Below are 18,179 nucleotides of genomic sequence, written 5' to 3'. Positions count from 1 at the left end.
CTATAATTTTCTCCTTCTGGATATCTCTTACATCACTGCTTCTTATGTACAAATTTCATGATGAACTTCTTTTTTGTCATTAAATATTCTACATCTTTCGATCATCCTAGATCTGATTACAAAACAAAAATAACTATCGCAATATGCGATTGTGTGTAAAATATAATATCAAATTCATAATCCTCTTTCCCTTCAGTTATGTAACGAAACGATATAATTCCATAACTTTTTATATCTCTTGATTCTGTCTCTCTAAAGGATGACGAATTTCAACCACTGAACTATAAATTCTTTTTTCTTGATAAATTTCTTCTATTCATCACTTATGTAATTACCCTCATAATTGTATCGAATAAGCCCTTCTATTTCTTTCAACTTTCGTCTATACTGAGTTAGAGAAAAAGAAATTTGACAATAAACAGAGAAAACACTGTATTTTAAGATGGATGAATGTGCCTTTTATTACCATTGTTGATGGAAATATTTTTACAATTTAAATAACGAGTTAAAGTTTTTAACGCAGTGGTTTGTTATTATAAGTAATTGTTTTTCATATTAATTAATAATTCTGAATAACGTACAGTTTCTCAATGCCTTCTCATATTGAATCAATCAAGATTATCTTCTTGTACATCATAAGCGGGATTCGTATGCAAATAGAATAAAAGCTATTTAAGAAAAAACAAAAATGCTTCTTATGAACACCATAAATAATAGGAACTGCATAACATTGAAAGCTGGTAAATAGAACGATGGAGCCAGCTTATCTACCATACGGATAAGCATTATCATGGCATAAGATTAGAGTGTAGCAAATTTTATAAATGAATTATCACGAAAAAGTGTCCTGTTTAAATTAGCCCTTCATATATCAATCTACTCTATAATGTCGCTCATATTTTTACGCTTAAATGTTTTATTTATCGTATTATTTTGTTCATTCAAAACTTCTTTTCAAGCCACACAATAATCCCTTTCTGAACAGCTCTTTGTTCATAGTATGCATACATGCACTTTTACTTCGAGAAACAAACTCAGAAAAGAGATGCAATACTTTAGCCCTAATTTCCTGTACAAAAACTGCTAAGGCTCCAGTAATACTTTACTGTTTTATCACGCGTACAGCTACATAAAAATCCAATGTTTATTTATATCTATCCCCTCATAAAAAAGATACGCACTAAGAAATATAAGCTTTTGTTTTCCTTATTTTGATATTTTTGTAGCAATTTTCTCATCGTTTAGATCTCTTTAACGAGCAGTGTGTCATACTTTTTATCAGTTTCCAGTCTTATCTTTCAGATTTTAAATTTCCAATATATGATGAAATAAAGGAGTTCGGTGTGCAAAATTCTCGTTGGTTTCGCGTTTCAATACTCGCATCATGTATCTTAATAGCAACAGTCATTGTATTAGGTTCACCTCATTTGTTGCATGCACAAACATTTAATCAAAATTTAGGGCCCAGTGGTTTACCACTTCCGCGATTTGCTTCGATTAAACCCACCAGCGTTAATGTACGCGTCGGACCAGGAAGCAACTATTCTATCATTTTTACCTACAAAAAGAAGGGATTACCTATTGAAATCATTCAAGAATATGATCAATGGCGCAAAATTCGTGATGCCGAAGGCGATGAGGGATGGGTGTATCAATCACTTTTATCGGGAAAGCGAACTGCTATAACTATTCCATGGCAAAAAGATAAAACTAAAAGACTGATGCTACGAAAAAACCCCACCGACAACGCAGAACTTGTGGCAGAAGTAGAACCTAATGTCATTGGTAATATCCGCCAATGTGATGGACAATGGTGCGAACTAAATATTAATAATACGCGCGGATGGCTTCAACAACCACAGTTATGGGGAATCTATCCTGATGAAAAAGTAAAAGGCTGGTGAATACTCAAACTCAATAAGTTTAATTTTATTCCTTATTGAATATCCTCACTGCCTATCACAAGATCGATTTTTTGGTTTCAATCGCACGATTAAATCAACATGTGAAATTTCCATACCTTCTGGTGGCTTAGGCAAATTTCTAATAATGGGAGATTCTTCCAAATTGTAAGGAATATCAAGAATACGATTTTCACCTTCTATATAAAAATGGTAGTGATCAGAGGTATTGGTATCAAACCAAGTTTTTGAGCCTTCTACGGCAATAATCCGTAATAATCCCGCTTCCGTAAATTGATGAAGCGTATTATAAACCGTTGCTAAAGATACAGGTACACCTGCCCTCACCGCTTCCTCATAGAGCTCTTCAGCAGTAATATGACGATTTCCTTGAGAAAAAATCATATGTGCAAGTTCCAACCGCTGACGTGTTGGACGCAGACCATTTTGACGCAAACGTTTTTCTAACATAGAAATGGAATAATATTGCACCATTTTTCCACACTCTTTTGTGCACTGTTGCTCTTCATTCATATCTAAATTGTCTGCACTCACTGACATATTACAAACCCAAATACATTCCTGCTAAATAAGATCAAAATACAAAAAAATGGGAATAGTATGGTGTAATCTTGTATTCCATTTTTAAATAATTACCTATGTAGAATACATAAAAAAAGGCTTTTGTCATTAAAAATGATATAAAATCATTTCCCTCTCTTTAAAATTTGCTCTAAAAGTAGGTTGGGAAAAGCGCAGAAATTAAAGATATATGCAAATAAATGGAGTAACAATGGCTGAACAAAAGTCTCGCTACACATATGAAGAGCTTCTAAGCTGCGCTCGCGGCGAAATGTTTGGTAGAGGTAATGCGCAATTGCCAGCACCGCCAATGTTGATGATTCATCGAATCACTCAAATTAGTGAAACTGATGGTAAATACGATAAAGGAATGGTTCGCGCCGAATTTGACATTACACCAGACATGTGGTTCTTTAATTGTCACTTTATAGGCGATCCCGTCATGCCAGGATGTCTCGGACTGGATGGTATGTGGCAATTAACAGGTTTTTTTCTTGGTTGGCTAGGCGAACCAGGAAAAGGAAGAGCAATATCAACAGGTGAAGTAAAGTTATCAGGGATGGTAACTCCACAAACCAAAATTCTTGAATATGAAATAGATTTTAAGCGTATTCGACGTGGAAATTTAGTCTTAGGAATAGCTGATGGGTGGCTAAAAGCAGATGGAGAGACTATTTATAAGGCGAATGATTTACGCGTTGCTTTATTCAAAGAAGATTGAACGTTATTTCCGTCAGAAAGAACTTTTCACTATTCTGTATGGAACGAGGAGGTATGAATGCGTCGAGTTGTTGTAACCGGAATGGGAATTGTCTCCGCGATTGGAAATAACCCTAGAGCTGTTTTAACCAGTTTACGTGAAGCAAAATCCGGAATTTCTTACGCACCTCAATATGCCGAATTAGGCTTTCGTAGTAGAGTTTATGGCAAACCCGATATTAATATAGAAGAACTCGTAGATCGACGTGCTCTACGTTTTCATGGGCGTGGAACAGCATGGAATCACATCGCCATGGATCAGGCGATTGCTGATGCGGGTCTAGAACCGCATGAAGTATCGAACGAACACACGGGTATTATTATGGGTTCTGGAGGTGCTTCAACACATTCAATCGTAGAAGCTGCTGACATTACACGCCAAAAAGGTCCAAAACGTGTTGGACCTTTTGTTGTCCCTAAAGCGATGAGTTCTACAGCATCTGCAACATTAGCAACTTTCTTTAAAATAAAGGGAATCAATTATTCAATCTCTTCAGCTTGTGCTACCTCCAATCATTGTATTGGTAATGCTTACGAAATGATTCAATATGGTAAACAAAAGCGCATCTTTGCCGGTGGCTGCGAAGATTTGGATTGGACACTATCTGTTTTATTCGATGCCATGGGCGCTATGTCCAGCAGATATAATGACATTCCTCACAAAGCTTCACGTGCTTATGATGTTAATCGTGATGGTTTTGTCATTGCTGGAGGGGCTGGCGTTTTAGTCCTTGAAGATTTAGAACTTGCTAAAGCACGTGGTGCAAAAATCTACGGAGAAATCGTTGGATACGGTGCGACATCCGATGGACATGATATGGTTGCCCCATCAGGAGAGGGAGCGGAGCGGTGCATGCGCATGGCTCTTGCAACAGTCAATAATAAAATTGATTATATCAATCCCCATGCGACAGCAACTCCTGTTGGTGATCCTCCTGAGATAGAAGCTATCCGTCGTGTCTTTGGAGCAGGTGATCAATGCCCCCCCATTTCTGCTACCAAGTCTCTAACAGGACATTCCTTGGGAGCAGCAGGTGTTCACGAAGCAATCTATACATTGTTAATGATGAATCATAATTTTATTTGTGAAAGTGCCCATATTGAAGAACTTGATCCAGCTTTTGCTGATATGCCAATCGTTCGTGAACGACGTGATCATCAACAACTGAATACCGTATTGTCGAATACTTTTGGCTTTGGCGGTACCAATGCAACGCTTGTTTTCCAACGTTATGTATAAACAAAAGCTCTTAGTAATTGAAAAAAGTACGGTCTTACGGAGAATAATATGAAAGGTTTGATGGAGGGCAAACGCGGCCTTATTATGGGAATTGCGAATGACCATTCAATTGCTTGGGGCATTGCCTGTCAGCTCGCACAAGCAGGAGCGGAATTAGCGTTGACTTATCAAGGAAATGCTTTTGGAAAACGTGTTCATCCCCTAGCAGATAAACTTGGGTGCAAATTAGTGCTAGAGTGTGACGTTGAAAAAAGTGAAAATATTGATTACGTCTTTGAGCAACTTGAAAAAGAATGGAAAACAATTGATTTTATTGTCCATGCCATTGGTTTTTCAGATAAAACTCAGCTAAAAGGGCGTTACGTTGATGTTACAACACGTGAAAACTTTCAACGCACGATGGTTATTTCAGCTTATTCCTTTACTGAAATTGCCCAGCGCGCGGGTAAGCTTATGCCCAATGGAGGAACACTTTTAACTCTTACCTACGGTGCTTCACAGCAAGTTGTGCCTAATTATAACATCATGGGTGTTGCTAAAGCAGCTTTAGAAGCTATGGTACGTTATTTAGCAGCGGACTTTGGTCCTCAAAATATCCGTGTCAATGCGATTTCCGCTGGTCCTGTTAGAACTTTAGCAGGTAATGGTATTGCAGCTGCGCGGGCAATATTTTCACATCAACGCCGTAATGCCCCATTACGGCGTACCGTAAATATTCATGAAATTGGAAAATCTGCTCTTTATCTACTCTCTGACTTATCATCAGGTGTTACAGGTGAAATCCATTATGTTGATTCAGGCTATAACATCATGTCTATGCCAATACTTGAAGAACTGAAAAAAAGTGACGATTCCCAAGAAGAATAAAATTTATTTCATTGCACTAAAAAAGAAAATAAATCATGTCCATAGTGCTTTAATCGGGTATTGAGTACTTTCTCAGCTATATAATAGTGTATTGACTTATAATAATATGACGTAAGGCATATGTGCAAATGTTTGTAAGAATAAGTCAATACAAAACCAGATGTACGATGCCTTGTTTCGCAAAATATTTTATAAAAAGCCGGAGTATTTCTTCAATCCATGGTTGATAAAGTGTGTATTTTATGACGTTATTTACCTTACTAAAGCATACGCTTTTGTCGTTGCTTATAAATCAATATCCAGCCCTCATGCTACCGTAGTTTGAAACAGAGATTAGAGAATTATTAAAATCCTTAGTTTCAGCTTTTGTATAGCAAATTGAAAAAAATATTCCTACCGTTTGATTTATTCTTGAAACGCAAATACAATCTAATTTAGGACGAATATGAAGGCGTAAAGAAATCAATCATTAATCTTACTATTATTCTTTAATGAGGCTTTACGATTTTAAAAGCATGTACATCAATGTTTTTTTAATAATGGAGGTTACGCTTTACCTCACACCTTTATTTTTCTTGTTCTTTAATGAAAGCATTTCTCTGATGTGTCAGGTAAAATAGAACACCCAAAAACACTATAGCTGTTTCTCCTTCATGCATTTTTTAAAGATATCTCTCAATGCACGCCATTCCATTTCACAATGGTACCTGTAGAACGTATAAAAAATCCCTGTGAAGTACATAAAATCCTTTTTTTACCACCATTTTAATGTTTATACAGATGACAAACCGACACCGTCATTTTACTTGTCATGTTCTAATATTGAAACAACCCTTGACACTTGAGATGATTCATTAGAAGTATCTTTAATAATTTTTATCCACATACTAACCCGCTTGTGACAAGCAAACACATATTTTTAATTAACTCAATACAAAAATAAAATGAATTATTTATATAAATCAATTTTTTATCTTTATAATCACATTATTTTTCAGTGTAAATGACAGCCACAAACAAGTACAATAATATTTTTTTCAACCTTAGACTTTCAAAGTTATAATTCCAAAAATCATTTCTTGCATATAAAAAACAGAATTGACATGTGAGAAAATAAAAGACTTAAATATTTCTACTGAACAGCTTCAAGTGCTTAGAGCTGTCTCAACATTGGGGGGTGTAATGATGCTCGGCTTCCTCCTTCATAAACGTAAAGATGGGGATGTGCACAATAGCTTTATCGTTACACTATTCACGGTTACCGTCGCGAAGTGGACTTGGAAGTTTTAAGAGAGGTCTCTTTAAAACAAGCGCGTGAATATACAACAGCTATCGTGTTTTTTTGGGCGTTCTATTTTACCTGACACATCAGAGAAATGCTTTCATTAAAAAATGAGAAAATAAAGGTGTGAGATAATCTCCATTATTTAAAAGATATTGCTTTAGATAGCGTAAAACTGAATTTAAAAATGATTGTAGAAATGGGAACTGGTTTTCATCTTTAAAATTTCATCTTCTTCCCAAAACAGATTGTCTTCTTGTTTTAAAGAATTACAAAAACAGAGATACATAATATCCCTGCCCCGATATTCTTAACTTATACGTTACATAAATAAGATGCTTCTACCTAATGAGTCTTGTATTATTCTGTTTGCAAATATCATTGTGAGATGAATTTAAGAGACAATAGAAATATCTTGTTCATTACATTACATAAACATGTGTAAGTGGAAACGATAATTTATCTTCAAAGAGATAGCCCTTAGATAAAAGCAAAAACTTTCATATTTCAGCCATGTTTCATAAAGAATCGAATGATATGAATCTATAATTTGCTGGAATATGACTACCTTATACAACCATCAATAAAATCTATTTTATATGTCTATCATAGCATGTTTCTATTTTTTACGATTTGAATTATTAAAAAACAGGATATCATTGTATTTCGTCCTTGAGGGCGCGGCTTAGTAATGTATTTGCCGCTTCAGTTATGTTTTTACCACAATAGAGAATTTGATAAATTTGTTCTACAATGGGCATTTCTACCCCAATACGCTGCGCCAACGTATGTACTTCCTTGGTATTTAAGTATCCTTCCACAACCTGACCAATTTGTTTTTCCGCTTCTTTTATATCTATTCCTTTACCAAGAAGTATTCCAAAACGACGATTACGTGACTGATTATCAGTACATGTCAAAACCAGATCACCTAAGCCTGTCATTCCCATAAATGTGGAAAGCTCAGCACCCATAGCCCCCCCTAAACGACTGATTTCAGCTAGTCCTCGTGTGATAAGAGCTATTCGTGCATTTGCCCCAAAACCTATGCCATCTGATATTCCTGCACCAATAGCAATAACATTTTTGACTGCTCCCCCTAATTGAACACCAATCATATCTGAACTTTTATAAACTCTAAAACTTTTGTCACAATAAAAAAGTTGCTGCAATTCTTTACCAAACTCAACATCAGAAGCTGCTATCGTCATTGCAGTAGGCCAACCAATAGCTAGTTCTTGAGCAAAAGTTGGTCCAGAAAAAACAGCTAAAGGAATTTTTTCACCTAAAATCTCACGAGCAACCTCTTGTAAAAAACGTCCAGTACCATGTTCTAAACCTTTTGTAGCCCAAATAACACGTGAATACTGATCTAAATAAGGCTGAATATTACACAAAACTTGATGAAATACATGGCTTGGAACTGCGATTAATATATTGTGACTCGCCGTTATTGCAGTTTCAAGCGAAGCTTCAAGTAATAAATTGTCAGGAAATCGAATATCGGGTAAATATACTTGATTACAACGTTGTTCCTGTAATTCTTTGATATGTTGAGGACTATATCCCCAAAGTAAAACATTATGACCATTACGGGCAAGAGCTATCGCTAATGCAGTACCAAAAGAACCAGCACCAATAACTGTCATTGCAACGGTTTTCATTAAGTTTTCTGATTATTCTCTAAATTTTTGATTTCAATTGCATATTATTATTACAAATAACTTTAATGCTATCTTTAATATAAATTCTGTAAATCTAAAAACATTACTGCTTCGTGTTTTTTTATCTCACACAACATAAAAACTTGTTTCTCACATTCTCTTTCTTTGTAGTAAATTTTACAAACATCACTTTTTGTATATTCTACAAATAGCTATTTGTCTCAAAAATTAAAGCTTGACTAAATACCCCACGGACTTTCTCTTTTAAATTAAAAGTATATTCAAAATAATGATACTCATATCCACTGATATCTTGTATTTTTTCCCTTCTTTATATCCTACGAATTTCTTCTACGAGCTGATACATGCCGCATCAGCTCCATAGATATTTCTAACAACTACTCCACAGGAAACTGTGTATTTGGATCTTGATCCATGGGTATTTCTGAACCAGGCGCTTGATCTACAGGAGTTTGCGTACTTAGACCCTGCCCCATGGGAATTTCTGAACAAGCTGCTTGATCTACAGGAGTTTGCGTACTTAGACCCTGCCCCATGGGCATTTCTGAACTAGCTTCTTGATCTACAGGAGTTTGCGTACTTAGATCTTGCCCAATGGGCATTTCTGAACCCTGTATCTTTTCTGGCTGTTTTCTTACGGATATATCTTTGCTTGATAACTGCTCAGACACTGAAGAATCATCTCTACTTGATATTTCCGGTTCAATAACACGTCCTGAACCACCCATCATATTATAATTTAAATGAGAAATAGCCCACCAAGTTCCCCCAATAATAACAAAAACGCAAATAGCAGCAAACCATAACGCGCTTAAATTCCACTTGGCGTCTGGACCAGAATTCAAGTGCAAAAAGAAAACAATTTGTACTATAATCTGAATGATCGCCATCCCAATAAGATACGCAACCTTTGTACTAACTGCCCAACTTTCCATCATTCCATACATCACAGGAACAAAAGAACCCAAAGTGAAAAATACAGCCAGAATAAAACCAACCAAATAGGAACCAGTACTGGGACCATGTGTTTCATTTTGCACGCTCATCACAACGCTCCTAATAGATAAACCATGGTGAAAACACCAATCCATACAATATCAAGTAAATGCCAAAAAATGGAAAGGCATGCTAAACGTGTTTTATTGTTCTGATCCAAACCATTACGACGAAGATGAAAAAACATCACAACCATCCAAAGAAGACCAACACTTACATGAAGTCCATGGGTGCCAACCAAAGCAAAAAATGCTGACCAATAAGCAGAGAGAATTTCCCGTCCAAAAAGCTGTAAACCTGTTGCAGGATCAATACCCGCATAAGCATTTGGATCGTAATAAAAAACCTCACTCAAAAGTTCATGAAATTCGTAAAGTTCCATACCAATGAAGCAACACCCCAATACAAAGGTAATAGCCATCCATAAACGCACACCACTGATGTTATTTTTATGTGCTTGTACCATTGCAAAGCCATAAGTGACGGATGAAAACAACAAGAAAGCAGTCTCAACCAAAACAAACTTTAAATCTATAAACTCATTACCCGCTTTACCACCGCCATAAGAAGCAGAAAATACAGCAAAACTTGAAAACAATGTCGAAAACAGGATTAAGTCTGAAAGAATATAGACCCAAAAACCAAACGTCATTACCGAGCTACTATCGTGGTGAAGTTCATCTATAGTACTCGCGTTATTCATTATTACAGCACTCATACTGTCACTCCTTGTTCTTTAAGAACAGCCGTAAAGGCATCTTCAGTTTTTTGCACTTCTTCAGCTGGAATATAGTAACCATGATGATCACCTGTTAATGAATGACACACAAGCGTTGCAATAAAACCAACCAGTCCAACCGCAACAAGCCACCAAATATGCCAAACAAGTGCAAAACCAACAACTAATGAGAAGAATCCCGCAATAATTCCAGCAGATGTATTTGATGGCATATGAATTTTTGTAAATCCACTTGTCGGCCGTTGATAACCACTTTTCTTCATATTCCAATAAGCGTCATCAGACTGTATCTTTGGAAGGAGGGCAAAATTATAGGAAGGAGGCGGTGAAGAGGTAAACCATTCAAGTGTACGTGCATCACCCCAAGAATCATTTAATGTTACCGGTAAGTGACCTTTATGCTTAATACCGTACCAAATCGCCAAAACAACCTGTAACACAAAACAAAGAATACCAAGTAAGATAATACAAGCACCTAATGCAGCAATAATAAACATCGGCTGCCAACTAGGTTCCATGTAATGCTGAAGACGACGCGTCGCCCCCATTAAACCAAGCGCATAAACGGGGAAAAAGGCAAGGTAAAAACCAATAAACCAACACCAAAAAGATGCAATACCTAGTATGCGATTTGGTTTATAACCAAAAACTTTTGGAAACCAAAATGCAATCCCCGCTAAGTACGCAAAAACCACACCTCCAATAATTGTATGATGGAAATGTGCTATCAAAAAGAGCGAATTATGAAACTGCCAATCAGCAGGGACAATAGATAATAAAACACCGGTTAATCCACCACCAACAAATGTAAAGATCATGCCCATGCACCAAAGCATTGGAGGCTCAAAGCGAATTCGACCTTTATACATCGTAAGCAGCCAATTAAAGACTTTTACACCTGTTGGAACTGCGATGATCATTGTCGCAATACCAAAGAAAGTATTTACAGCTTCACCGCCACCCATTGTGAAAAAATGATGTCCCCAAACAAGAAGCGAAAGAATCAAAATAACCAACATGGCCCATACCATCGAAGTATAACCAAAGAGGCGCTTTGAAGAAAAAGTTGACACAACCTCAGAAACAATTCCAAAAGCAGGAACAACCAAAACATAAACCTCAGGATGACCAAAAACCCAAACATAGTTAATCCATACCATCGGATTTCCGCCACCAACATTAGAAAAGAAATTCATGCCCAAATAACGATCGCATGCCAAGAGTGCAAATGCTACAGCCAAGACAGGGTAAATAACTAAAATAAGAACATTGCTGACAAAAGCACTCCAACAGAAAATAGGCATTCTCATCATTGTCATTCCAGGAGCACGCATTTTAATCATCGTTGCAATAAAATTTACTGATCCCATTGTTGTTGCAATACCAGAAAGCTGAAGTGACCATAAATAATAATCTACCCCTGTATCTGGACTCGTTTGCAATTCTGTAAAAGGTGGGTACATCAGCCAACCACCACGACCAAAATTACCAACACCTAGGGATATGTTAATTAATATTGCCCCCGCAGCCGTAATCCAAAAACCTAGATTATTTGCAAAGGGAAAAGCAACATCACGCGCACCAATTTGAAGCGGTATAAGATAATTAAAAAGACCAAATAAAATAGGCGTGGCCATGAAAAAAATCATGATCGTACCATGCGCCGAAAAAATTTGATCAAAATGCTCAGGGGGCAAATAACCCGCTGTTTCACTCCCAAGAGCTAAAGCTTGATGCGTTCGCATCATAAGTGCGTCCGCAAAACCGCGAACAAGCATAATAATTCCAAGAACGATGTACATAATACCTATGCGTTTATGGTCAACCGTTGTAATCCAATTTCGCCATAGAATCCCCCACCACCCAAGTGCTGTTAAAGCAATAACAGCAATTAAACCAACCAAAACAATCGCAATACATGTATACAAAACGATCGGTTCATGTGCAAGCGCATGAAAAGCACCTGCCGTAGGATCTGTAAGTCTTCCAAACATTTCTCAACCCATTTCAAATGAAATTCAAGTTTAAAAGAAACCTTTGTTAAAAGGGCTCTTTACTTTATTGACTCTGTTAAATAACATCAGGATCAAATACTGAACATAGTGCACCCCACAGCGTCTGAGCAGCAGCACGTTTCATTAAATCTTCATTACATACCGTCTTTTCATCGACACATCGATTAACAACACGATAGTAAAGCCGCTTCTCAACAGGTGCAAAATAACGAACTTCAGCATCTTTTTCCTTCGCAGCAATATCACCCATACGAGGCGCAATAGAAAGTTGACGATAAGATGCACGATCAAGTACTCGACCATTAGCCCGAGCTTTTACAATCCAATCCTCAAAATCCTGCAAAGACACAGAATGCCACTTAAACCGCATACTCGAAAAACCATCACCACTGTAATTTGCTGAGGCTCCTTTGAATACTCCTTGCTCTTCAGCGACCAAATGCAACTTAGCATTCATCTGCGGCATAGCGTAAAGAACTGTACCCAATTTGGGAACCCAAAAAGCATTGACAGAATTCTCTGACGTTAATTGCAATAAAACTTGACGTCCTTCAGGCGCATAAATCTCATTAATCGATGCAACACCATATTCAGGATAAATAAAAAGCCATTTCCAATCAAGAGCAACAGCATCAATCTGTAATGGCTTTCCTTCACCCACAACTTCCACTGGAAGAGGATTTGTAGGTTCAAGCTTATAGGTATAATAAGCTGTTAATGAACCTAAAACCATTACAATTACAACTGGAATACCCCACATCAATGCTTCAATTTTATTTGAATGCGCCCAATCAGGAGAATAGTCCGCTTTCATATTCGATGCACGATATTTTATAGCTAAAAATACCACACTCACCATAACTGGGATGACAATACAAAGCATCACCACCACACAAACAACGATCAAAATGAGCTGTTGACGTGCAACATAACCTGATGGCTGTATAACATCAATTTTACAACCAGACAAAAGCAGTGCTCCCCCTAAAATCACAAGCATTTCTAATTGTCTAACAAAGCTTTTCACCTTTATTTACCCCCGTCATACGCACTAAAAATTGTCATAAATATATACCTCACATTGTACAGATTTGAAAATAATTATCAAGAGAATTCAATGCCTATATTACTCTTATTAAACGCCTACTCTTTATCTATCACAATTTAATTGTTTTGCTTAATTGTTTTGCAATATACTCAAGTGCAAACCAATATCCATCACCTCCACACCCAGTTATGACAGCGTCTACACCTGCAGATGTATAAGAATGGTGACGAAAAGCTTCACGCTGATAAATATGAGATAAATGAACTTCTACTTTCGGCCCTGAAAACATTTTTAGGGCATCAAGAAGTGCAACAGATGTATGACTGTAAGCCGCTGGATTAATGATCAATCCAGAACTTGCCTCTATTGCTTCTTGTATCCATGCTACTAATTGCCCTTCACAGTTACTTTGATAAAAATTTATTATAATATCATTTTTTTTTGCCCATTCTCTGCATCTTTTTTCAATATCTTCTAGAGTTTCAATTCCATAAATTTCTGGCTCACGTTGACCTAGAAAATTTAAATTAGGACCATTTAAAATTGTTATTATCTCTGACATAGCAAGCCTTTTCTTTCAGACCTATCACTTATTAAAAAAATATTTAGCATGTTTTTATGGCAATAAAGCTCCATCCTTAATCTCAAAGAATTCTGCGCGTCCTTTTAAGTCATCGAATAAAAGACGATCTGTTCCTGTCATAAATGTTTGTACAGCTAAATCATCAAGAATATCAAATAGAGCAGCACGTCGATGCGAATCAAGATGGGCAGCCATTTCATCAAGAAGAAGAATGGGAGATCTTTCCGATATCATACCTGTTAGACGTGCATGACACAAAACTAAACCTGTCAGCAGCGCTTTTTGTTCACCTGTTGAACAAGATGTTGCTGCTCTATTTTTATCAGCATAAAAAACCTGCAAATCTGCACGATGTGGTCCTTCTAACGTCCGACCAGCAGCACGATCCATTGCGCGATTATGCCGTAATCGATCACAAAATTGTTCTTCAACTTCAGTTGCTGATATTTCACTAAGAGCTGTTTCCAAAAAACCATCAATTTGCAAAAAAGCTCGTGGAAAAGGTATCTGTGATGGCATTTGTGTAAACATGTCATTTAAAAGACGAATAACATCAACACGCGCCGCAGAAATAGCTGTCGCCAGTTCTGCCATCTGCTTTTCTAAAGCATCAAACCAAGCACAATCTTCATTTCCATCTAAAAACAAACGATTACGTGCGCGCATAGCTCTATCATAATCGGCTATGCGGCGCCTATGCAAGGGATCAATCGCCAAAACCATACGATCCAAAAAACTACGGCGCTCAAGTGAAGGACCTGTAAAAAGACCATCCATAGACGGTGTTAGGACACTAATATGACAATAATCTGTTAGGCAATCACTCGACTCATTCACACCATTAATATGGACCTTTCGACTGTTATCGCTAACCTCGAAAGCTGTACCAATCTTTACTTCACCATAAAGAGCGCATTCAAGACGCGCAAATACAACAAATCCTCCACCACCATCTACAAAGCTAACGTCAGAATAAACAGCGCGCCGCAAACCACGGCCAGGAGAAAGAAAAGATAATGCCTCTAAAAGATTCGTCTTACCAGCACCATTATGGCCAGTAAAAACCACATGCTGACCAGAAAAATGAATATTGAAAAAAGAATAATTGCGATAACGTAAAAGCTTCAGCTGCCTCACTGCCACTTTGTGCACATGACTGGCCATACATTGCAAAACAACCGCCCCTAAACGCGAATAGGCATCAGTACATAGAGCACATCCACATCATCATTATCACGAATCAGAGCGGGTGCTCCAGCCTCAGCCAACATAAAAACCATCTCATCGCTTGAAAGCTGCCCAGCAATATCCAAAAGATAACGTGAATTAAACCCTATCTCAAGCGGTTCAGATGCATAAGTTACTGATAATTGATCTTCTGCACTGCCCGAATCTGGGCTATTAACAACAAGCCTTAACTGTCCATGCTCAATCGTTAATTTAACTGCACGCCCCCGATCACTTGAAATCGTTGAAACACGATCAACGGCAGAAGAAAAGTCCTGCCTATTAACAATTAATTCTTTATCATTTCCAAGAGGGATAACACGTTGATAATCTGGAAATGTTCCATCAATTAATTTTGATGTAAAAATCACAGAGCCTATAGAAAAACGAATTTTTGTCTCTGAAAGCTCTATACACACATCACTATCATTTTCTTCTGAAAGAAGTTTTTGCAATTCTCCTACAGCTTTACGGGGAACAATAACACCAGGCATTCCCTCAACTCCCGAAGGAGCTTCCATCTCAACTTGTGCCAAACGATGACCATCAGTTGCAACCAAACGCAATTTCAAAACATCATCATTAATAATATGGAAATAAATACCATTAAGATAATAACGGGTTTCTTCAGTAGAAATAGCAAATTGTGTACAATCAAGTAAATGTTTTAAGCCTGATGCCGATAAAGAAAAACGATAACCAAACTGCCCAGGAAGCGACTCTGGAAAGTCTGACTTCGGAAGACATTGAAGCTGAAAATGTGCACAACCCGAAACCACGGACATTGTACCTGCTTGATTCTCATCGACGGATAATACAACTTCATTGCTATCAGGAAGTTTTCGAATGATATCATAAAGCAAATGTGCTGGAACAGTTGTTGCTCCAGCTTGTTTAACATTAACTGCAAAAGATTCCATAACCTCTAAATCAAGGTCTGTTGCTTTTAACTGTACACGGCCATTTTCTGCATCAATCAACACATTCGATAAAATAGGAACAGTATTACGGCGCTCTACCACACGGTGAACCCGACCAAGAGACTTGAGAAATTGACTGCGATCAACTGTAATACGCATAAAAGCCCCGTATGATTTACTAAAAACTATAAGAATTCTTTAGACTTAAAGAATAGACCCTCTTTAAGAATCGCCTGCTAGAGTTTATTAAACCTCTCTTAAAATGGCAAGTCACTCCTGCATAAGAAAAAATAAATCTTTTCATTCAATTCTTTAAAGTCTCTCCAAGGAAAGAAACGATAAACACTATACAGCCTGTTCTCCAATCAACCGCTTAAGCAATTCAAGTTCCTTAGCCAAGGTCTGATCACCACAAACCAAATCTTCAATTTTACGCACAGCGTGTAAAACTGTTGTATGATCACGCCCACCAAAACGGCGCCCAATTTCTGGCAACGAGCGAGGAGTCAATACTTTTGCTAAATACATTGCAACTTGCCGTGGCTTCACAACCGTACGTGTTCGACGATTAGATAACAAGTCCTGTTTAGAAACATTATAATGGCGTGCTACCGTACGCTGAATTTCTTCAATCCGAATACGCTTAGGTTCACCAGGACGTGTCAAGTGACCTAATAACTCATCAATCCGCTCTAAAGATAAATCAGACTCAAAAGATTGACGAAACAAGAGCTGATTAAATGCACCTTCAATATCACGCCCCGACCCTAAAACCGTTTTCGCAATATATTCCAAGATATCATCAGAAATTGATACCATGCCATCATCTTGTTGTGCCACCTTCAACCGCTGGCGCAACATTTGCAAACGCATTTCATAATCTGGTGCTTCAATTTCAAGGGCCACCCCTCCCTGAAGACGAGAGCGAACGCGAAGATCAAGCGATTCTAATTCTGCTGGTGGACGATCTGCAGCGACAACAACCTGTTTTGCACTATCAAGCAACATATTAAGCAAATGGCAAAACTCGTGTTGTATCGACTTACCCTGTAAAAACTGCATATCATCAATAATTAAAAGGTCGATATCACGAAGCTGTTCTTTAAAAGAAAGAGCATCATTATCACGAATAGCTGTTGCAAAACGCCACATAAAATATTCAGCAGTTAAATAAATAACGCGCGCAGACGTTAAACGCTTCAATGCAGAAGCAGCAATCGCTTGAAGCAAATGTGTTTTTCCTAAGCCAACAGATGCGTGAATAAAAAGAGGATTAAAACGTAAAGCACTTTTATGCCCCTCCGCAATAGAACGCGCAGCGGCTAAAGCAACACGATTAGAAGCCCCCTCAACAAAACTTTCAAAAGTATAACGAGAATCAAGTGGAGATCCAAAAACTCCCGTTTGAGAACTCTTAACTGAATGCTCTGCGCAACTTTCAACAAAAGATGAAGTCGCCTGCTCCTCTAGTACAACAGAAGGAACACTTCTTTTACAAACGACATCTCTTGAAACGCGTTCCATACCACGAACAATAACTTCAACACGAAGAATTGCTGAATTCTCTTGTTTCCATAAATGAGTCAAAAGAGAACCATAGTGATTATTAATCCATGAACGTAAAAAAGCAGTAGGAACAGAAAGCTTTACAAGAGTATGACTATATTCAGCAAGCTTCACGCGCCCAAACCAACTGGTATAAGCCTCAACACCAACCTGTACCTTTAATTGCGCCATAACACGTATAAAAGCCGCTGCACTTTCCTCCTCTGAAACAATAGAATGCCCTATAGGAGCACTTCTACAAACATTCTCATCACTCTCCGTCATCCTATTCTTTATTATGTTCTCTGCCGACAGGATATTTACCGAAACCCTTTTAAAGGAACTAGCTTTAGAGTTCAATTTATCCACCATCTTCCATCCTGATAAAAATAAAATTTTGTCCTGCCAAACAGCTAAAATAAATCTAGCGAAGGCAAAACGCCCTACCCCAAATAAGATTACTCACCCTCCCCTAGGATAGCCTCATCACAACCCCACTAACAAAGATGACCAATAAGATTTACTTGCACTCATGATATGACCCACCCTTCTAAAATGGTAAACATATCCATTAAGAAAACTAGAAAACCGTCAGAAAACCTCTCCAACACAAAAGTTTAGAAAAGCCTAAATCAAAACATCTTGTATTCAACAAAGTACAGAATAATACGCTGATGTGACCCCTTCATGCTTTTTAGTCTTCATAAGAACCATACAAAACAGCAGAGGTAAAATGCAAGAGGTCAAAATAAAATCAAAAAACCCAAAAAAAATGCTTATATTAATGAGG

14 protein-coding genes are annotated in these 18,179 nt (G+C 37.5%); 4 read left to right on the top strand and 10 right to left on the bottom strand.

Annotated features, from left to right (window positions below):
* Nucleotides 1–1,343: 1,343 nt before the first annotated feature.
* Nucleotides 1,344–1,904, top strand: coding sequence for an SH3 domain-containing protein (locus PVV63_RS05850; protein ID WP_026500127.1), 561 nt, complete (start codon nucleotides 1,344–1,346; stop codon nucleotides 1,902–1,904).
* Between the two features lie 45 nt (nucleotides 1,905–1,949).
* Here PVV63_RS05850 and irrA read toward each other — a convergent pair whose 3' ends face one another.
* Nucleotides 1,950–2,462: an iron response transcriptional regulator IrrA gene (irrA, locus tag PVV63_RS05845; protein ID WP_273790284.1), complete on the bottom strand. Its 513-nt coding sequence runs from the start codon at nucleotides 2,460–2,462 to the stop codon at nucleotides 1,950–1,952.
* A gap of 232 nt (nucleotides 2,463–2,694) precedes the next feature.
* Here irrA and fabA point away from each other — a divergent pair, with 232 nt between their 5' ends.
* From fabA to fabI, 3 genes are read left to right on the top strand one after another with little or no spacing between them, the layout of a single operon-like run.
* Nucleotides 2,695–3,204 (top strand): 3-hydroxyacyl-[acyl-carrier-protein] dehydratase FabA, encoded by a 510-nt coding sequence (fabA, locus tag PVV63_RS05840; protein WP_273722474.1) that lies wholly within the window; start codon nucleotides 2,695–2,697, stop codon nucleotides 3,202–3,204.
* Nucleotides 3,205–3,261: 57 nt separating this feature from the next.
* On the top strand, nucleotides 3,262–4,482 hold the full coding sequence (gene fabB, locus PVV63_RS05835) for a beta-ketoacyl-ACP synthase I (RefSeq protein ID WP_273790283.1): 1,221 nt from the start codon (nucleotides 3,262–3,264) through the stop codon (nucleotides 4,480–4,482).
* Between the two features lie 48 nt (nucleotides 4,483–4,530).
* Entirely contained in the window at nucleotides 4,531–5,349 is an 819-nt protein-coding gene (gene fabI / locus PVV63_RS05830) for an enoyl-ACP reductase FabI (protein WP_273790282.1), read from the top strand.
* A 1,938-nt stretch (nucleotides 5,350–7,287) separates the two neighbouring features.
* On the opposite strand, the gene gpsA is transcribed toward fabI, so the two are convergent.
* From gpsA to dnaA, 9 genes are all read right to left on the bottom strand, one after another.
* Complete coding sequence (gene gpsA, locus PVV63_RS05825; protein WP_273790281.1) at nucleotides 7,288–8,295, bottom strand: NAD(P)H-dependent glycerol-3-phosphate dehydrogenase; 1,008 nt, start codon at nucleotides 8,293–8,295, stop codon at nucleotides 7,288–7,290.
* Between the two features lie 398 nt (nucleotides 8,296–8,693).
* Nucleotides 8,694–9,362, bottom strand: a complete 669-nt coding sequence (gene cyoD / locus PVV63_RS05820; RefSeq protein WP_273791060.1) for a cytochrome o ubiquinol oxidase subunit IV — start codon at nucleotides 9,360–9,362, stop codon at nucleotides 8,694–8,696.
* Nucleotides 9,362–10,030: a cytochrome (ubi)quinol oxidase subunit III gene (locus PVV63_RS05815; RefSeq protein ID WP_273790279.1), complete on the bottom strand. Its 669-nt coding sequence runs from the start codon at nucleotides 10,028–10,030 to the stop codon at nucleotides 9,362–9,364. Before PVV63_RS05815 ends, cyoD begins: the two co-directional genes overlap by 1 nt.
* The gene (gene cyoB / locus PVV63_RS05810) at nucleotides 10,027–12,045 is read right to left on the bottom strand and encodes a cytochrome o ubiquinol oxidase subunit I (protein WP_273790278.1); all 2,019 of its coding nucleotides are present in this window, start codon (nucleotides 12,043–12,045) and stop codon (nucleotides 10,027–10,029) included. Before cyoB ends, PVV63_RS05815 begins: the two co-directional genes overlap by 4 nt.
* A gap of 76 nt (nucleotides 12,046–12,121) precedes the next feature.
* The gene (gene cyoA / locus PVV63_RS05805) at nucleotides 12,122–13,093 is read right to left on the bottom strand and encodes a ubiquinol oxidase subunit II (protein WP_273790277.1); all 972 of its coding nucleotides are present in this window, start codon (nucleotides 13,091–13,093) and stop codon (nucleotides 12,122–12,124) included.
* Nucleotides 13,094–13,223: 130 nt separating this feature from the next.
* A complete protein-coding gene (aroQ, locus tag PVV63_RS05800) occupies nucleotides 13,224–13,676 on the bottom strand; it encodes a type II 3-dehydroquinate dehydratase (RefSeq protein WP_273790276.1) in 453 nt (150 codons plus the stop codon).
* A 54-nt stretch (nucleotides 13,677–13,730) separates the two neighbouring features.
* On the bottom strand, nucleotides 13,731–14,861 hold the full coding sequence (gene recF, locus PVV63_RS05795) for a DNA replication/repair protein RecF (RefSeq protein ID WP_273790275.1): 1,131 nt from the start codon (nucleotides 14,859–14,861) through the stop codon (nucleotides 13,731–13,733).
* Between the two features lie 20 nt (nucleotides 14,862–14,881).
* Nucleotides 14,882–16,003, bottom strand: a complete 1,122-nt coding sequence (gene dnaN, locus PVV63_RS05790) for a DNA polymerase III subunit beta (protein WP_273790274.1) — start codon at nucleotides 16,001–16,003, stop codon at nucleotides 14,882–14,884.
* A gap of 186 nt (nucleotides 16,004–16,189) precedes the next feature.
* Nucleotides 16,190–17,761: a chromosomal replication initiator protein DnaA gene (gene dnaA / locus PVV63_RS05785; RefSeq protein ID WP_273790273.1), complete on the bottom strand. Its 1,572-nt coding sequence runs from the start codon at nucleotides 17,759–17,761 to the stop codon at nucleotides 16,190–16,192.
* Between the last annotated feature and the right edge of the window lie 418 nt (nucleotides 17,762–18,179).

It is taken from the genome of Bartonella sp. CM31XJBT, assembly GCF_028618555.1.
Classification (GTDB): domain Bacteria; phylum Pseudomonadota; class Alphaproteobacteria; order Rhizobiales; family Rhizobiaceae; genus Bartonella.
The sequence above is the reverse complement of the archived record's forward strand: the minus strand, read 5'-3'. Positions and strand labels throughout refer to the sequence as shown.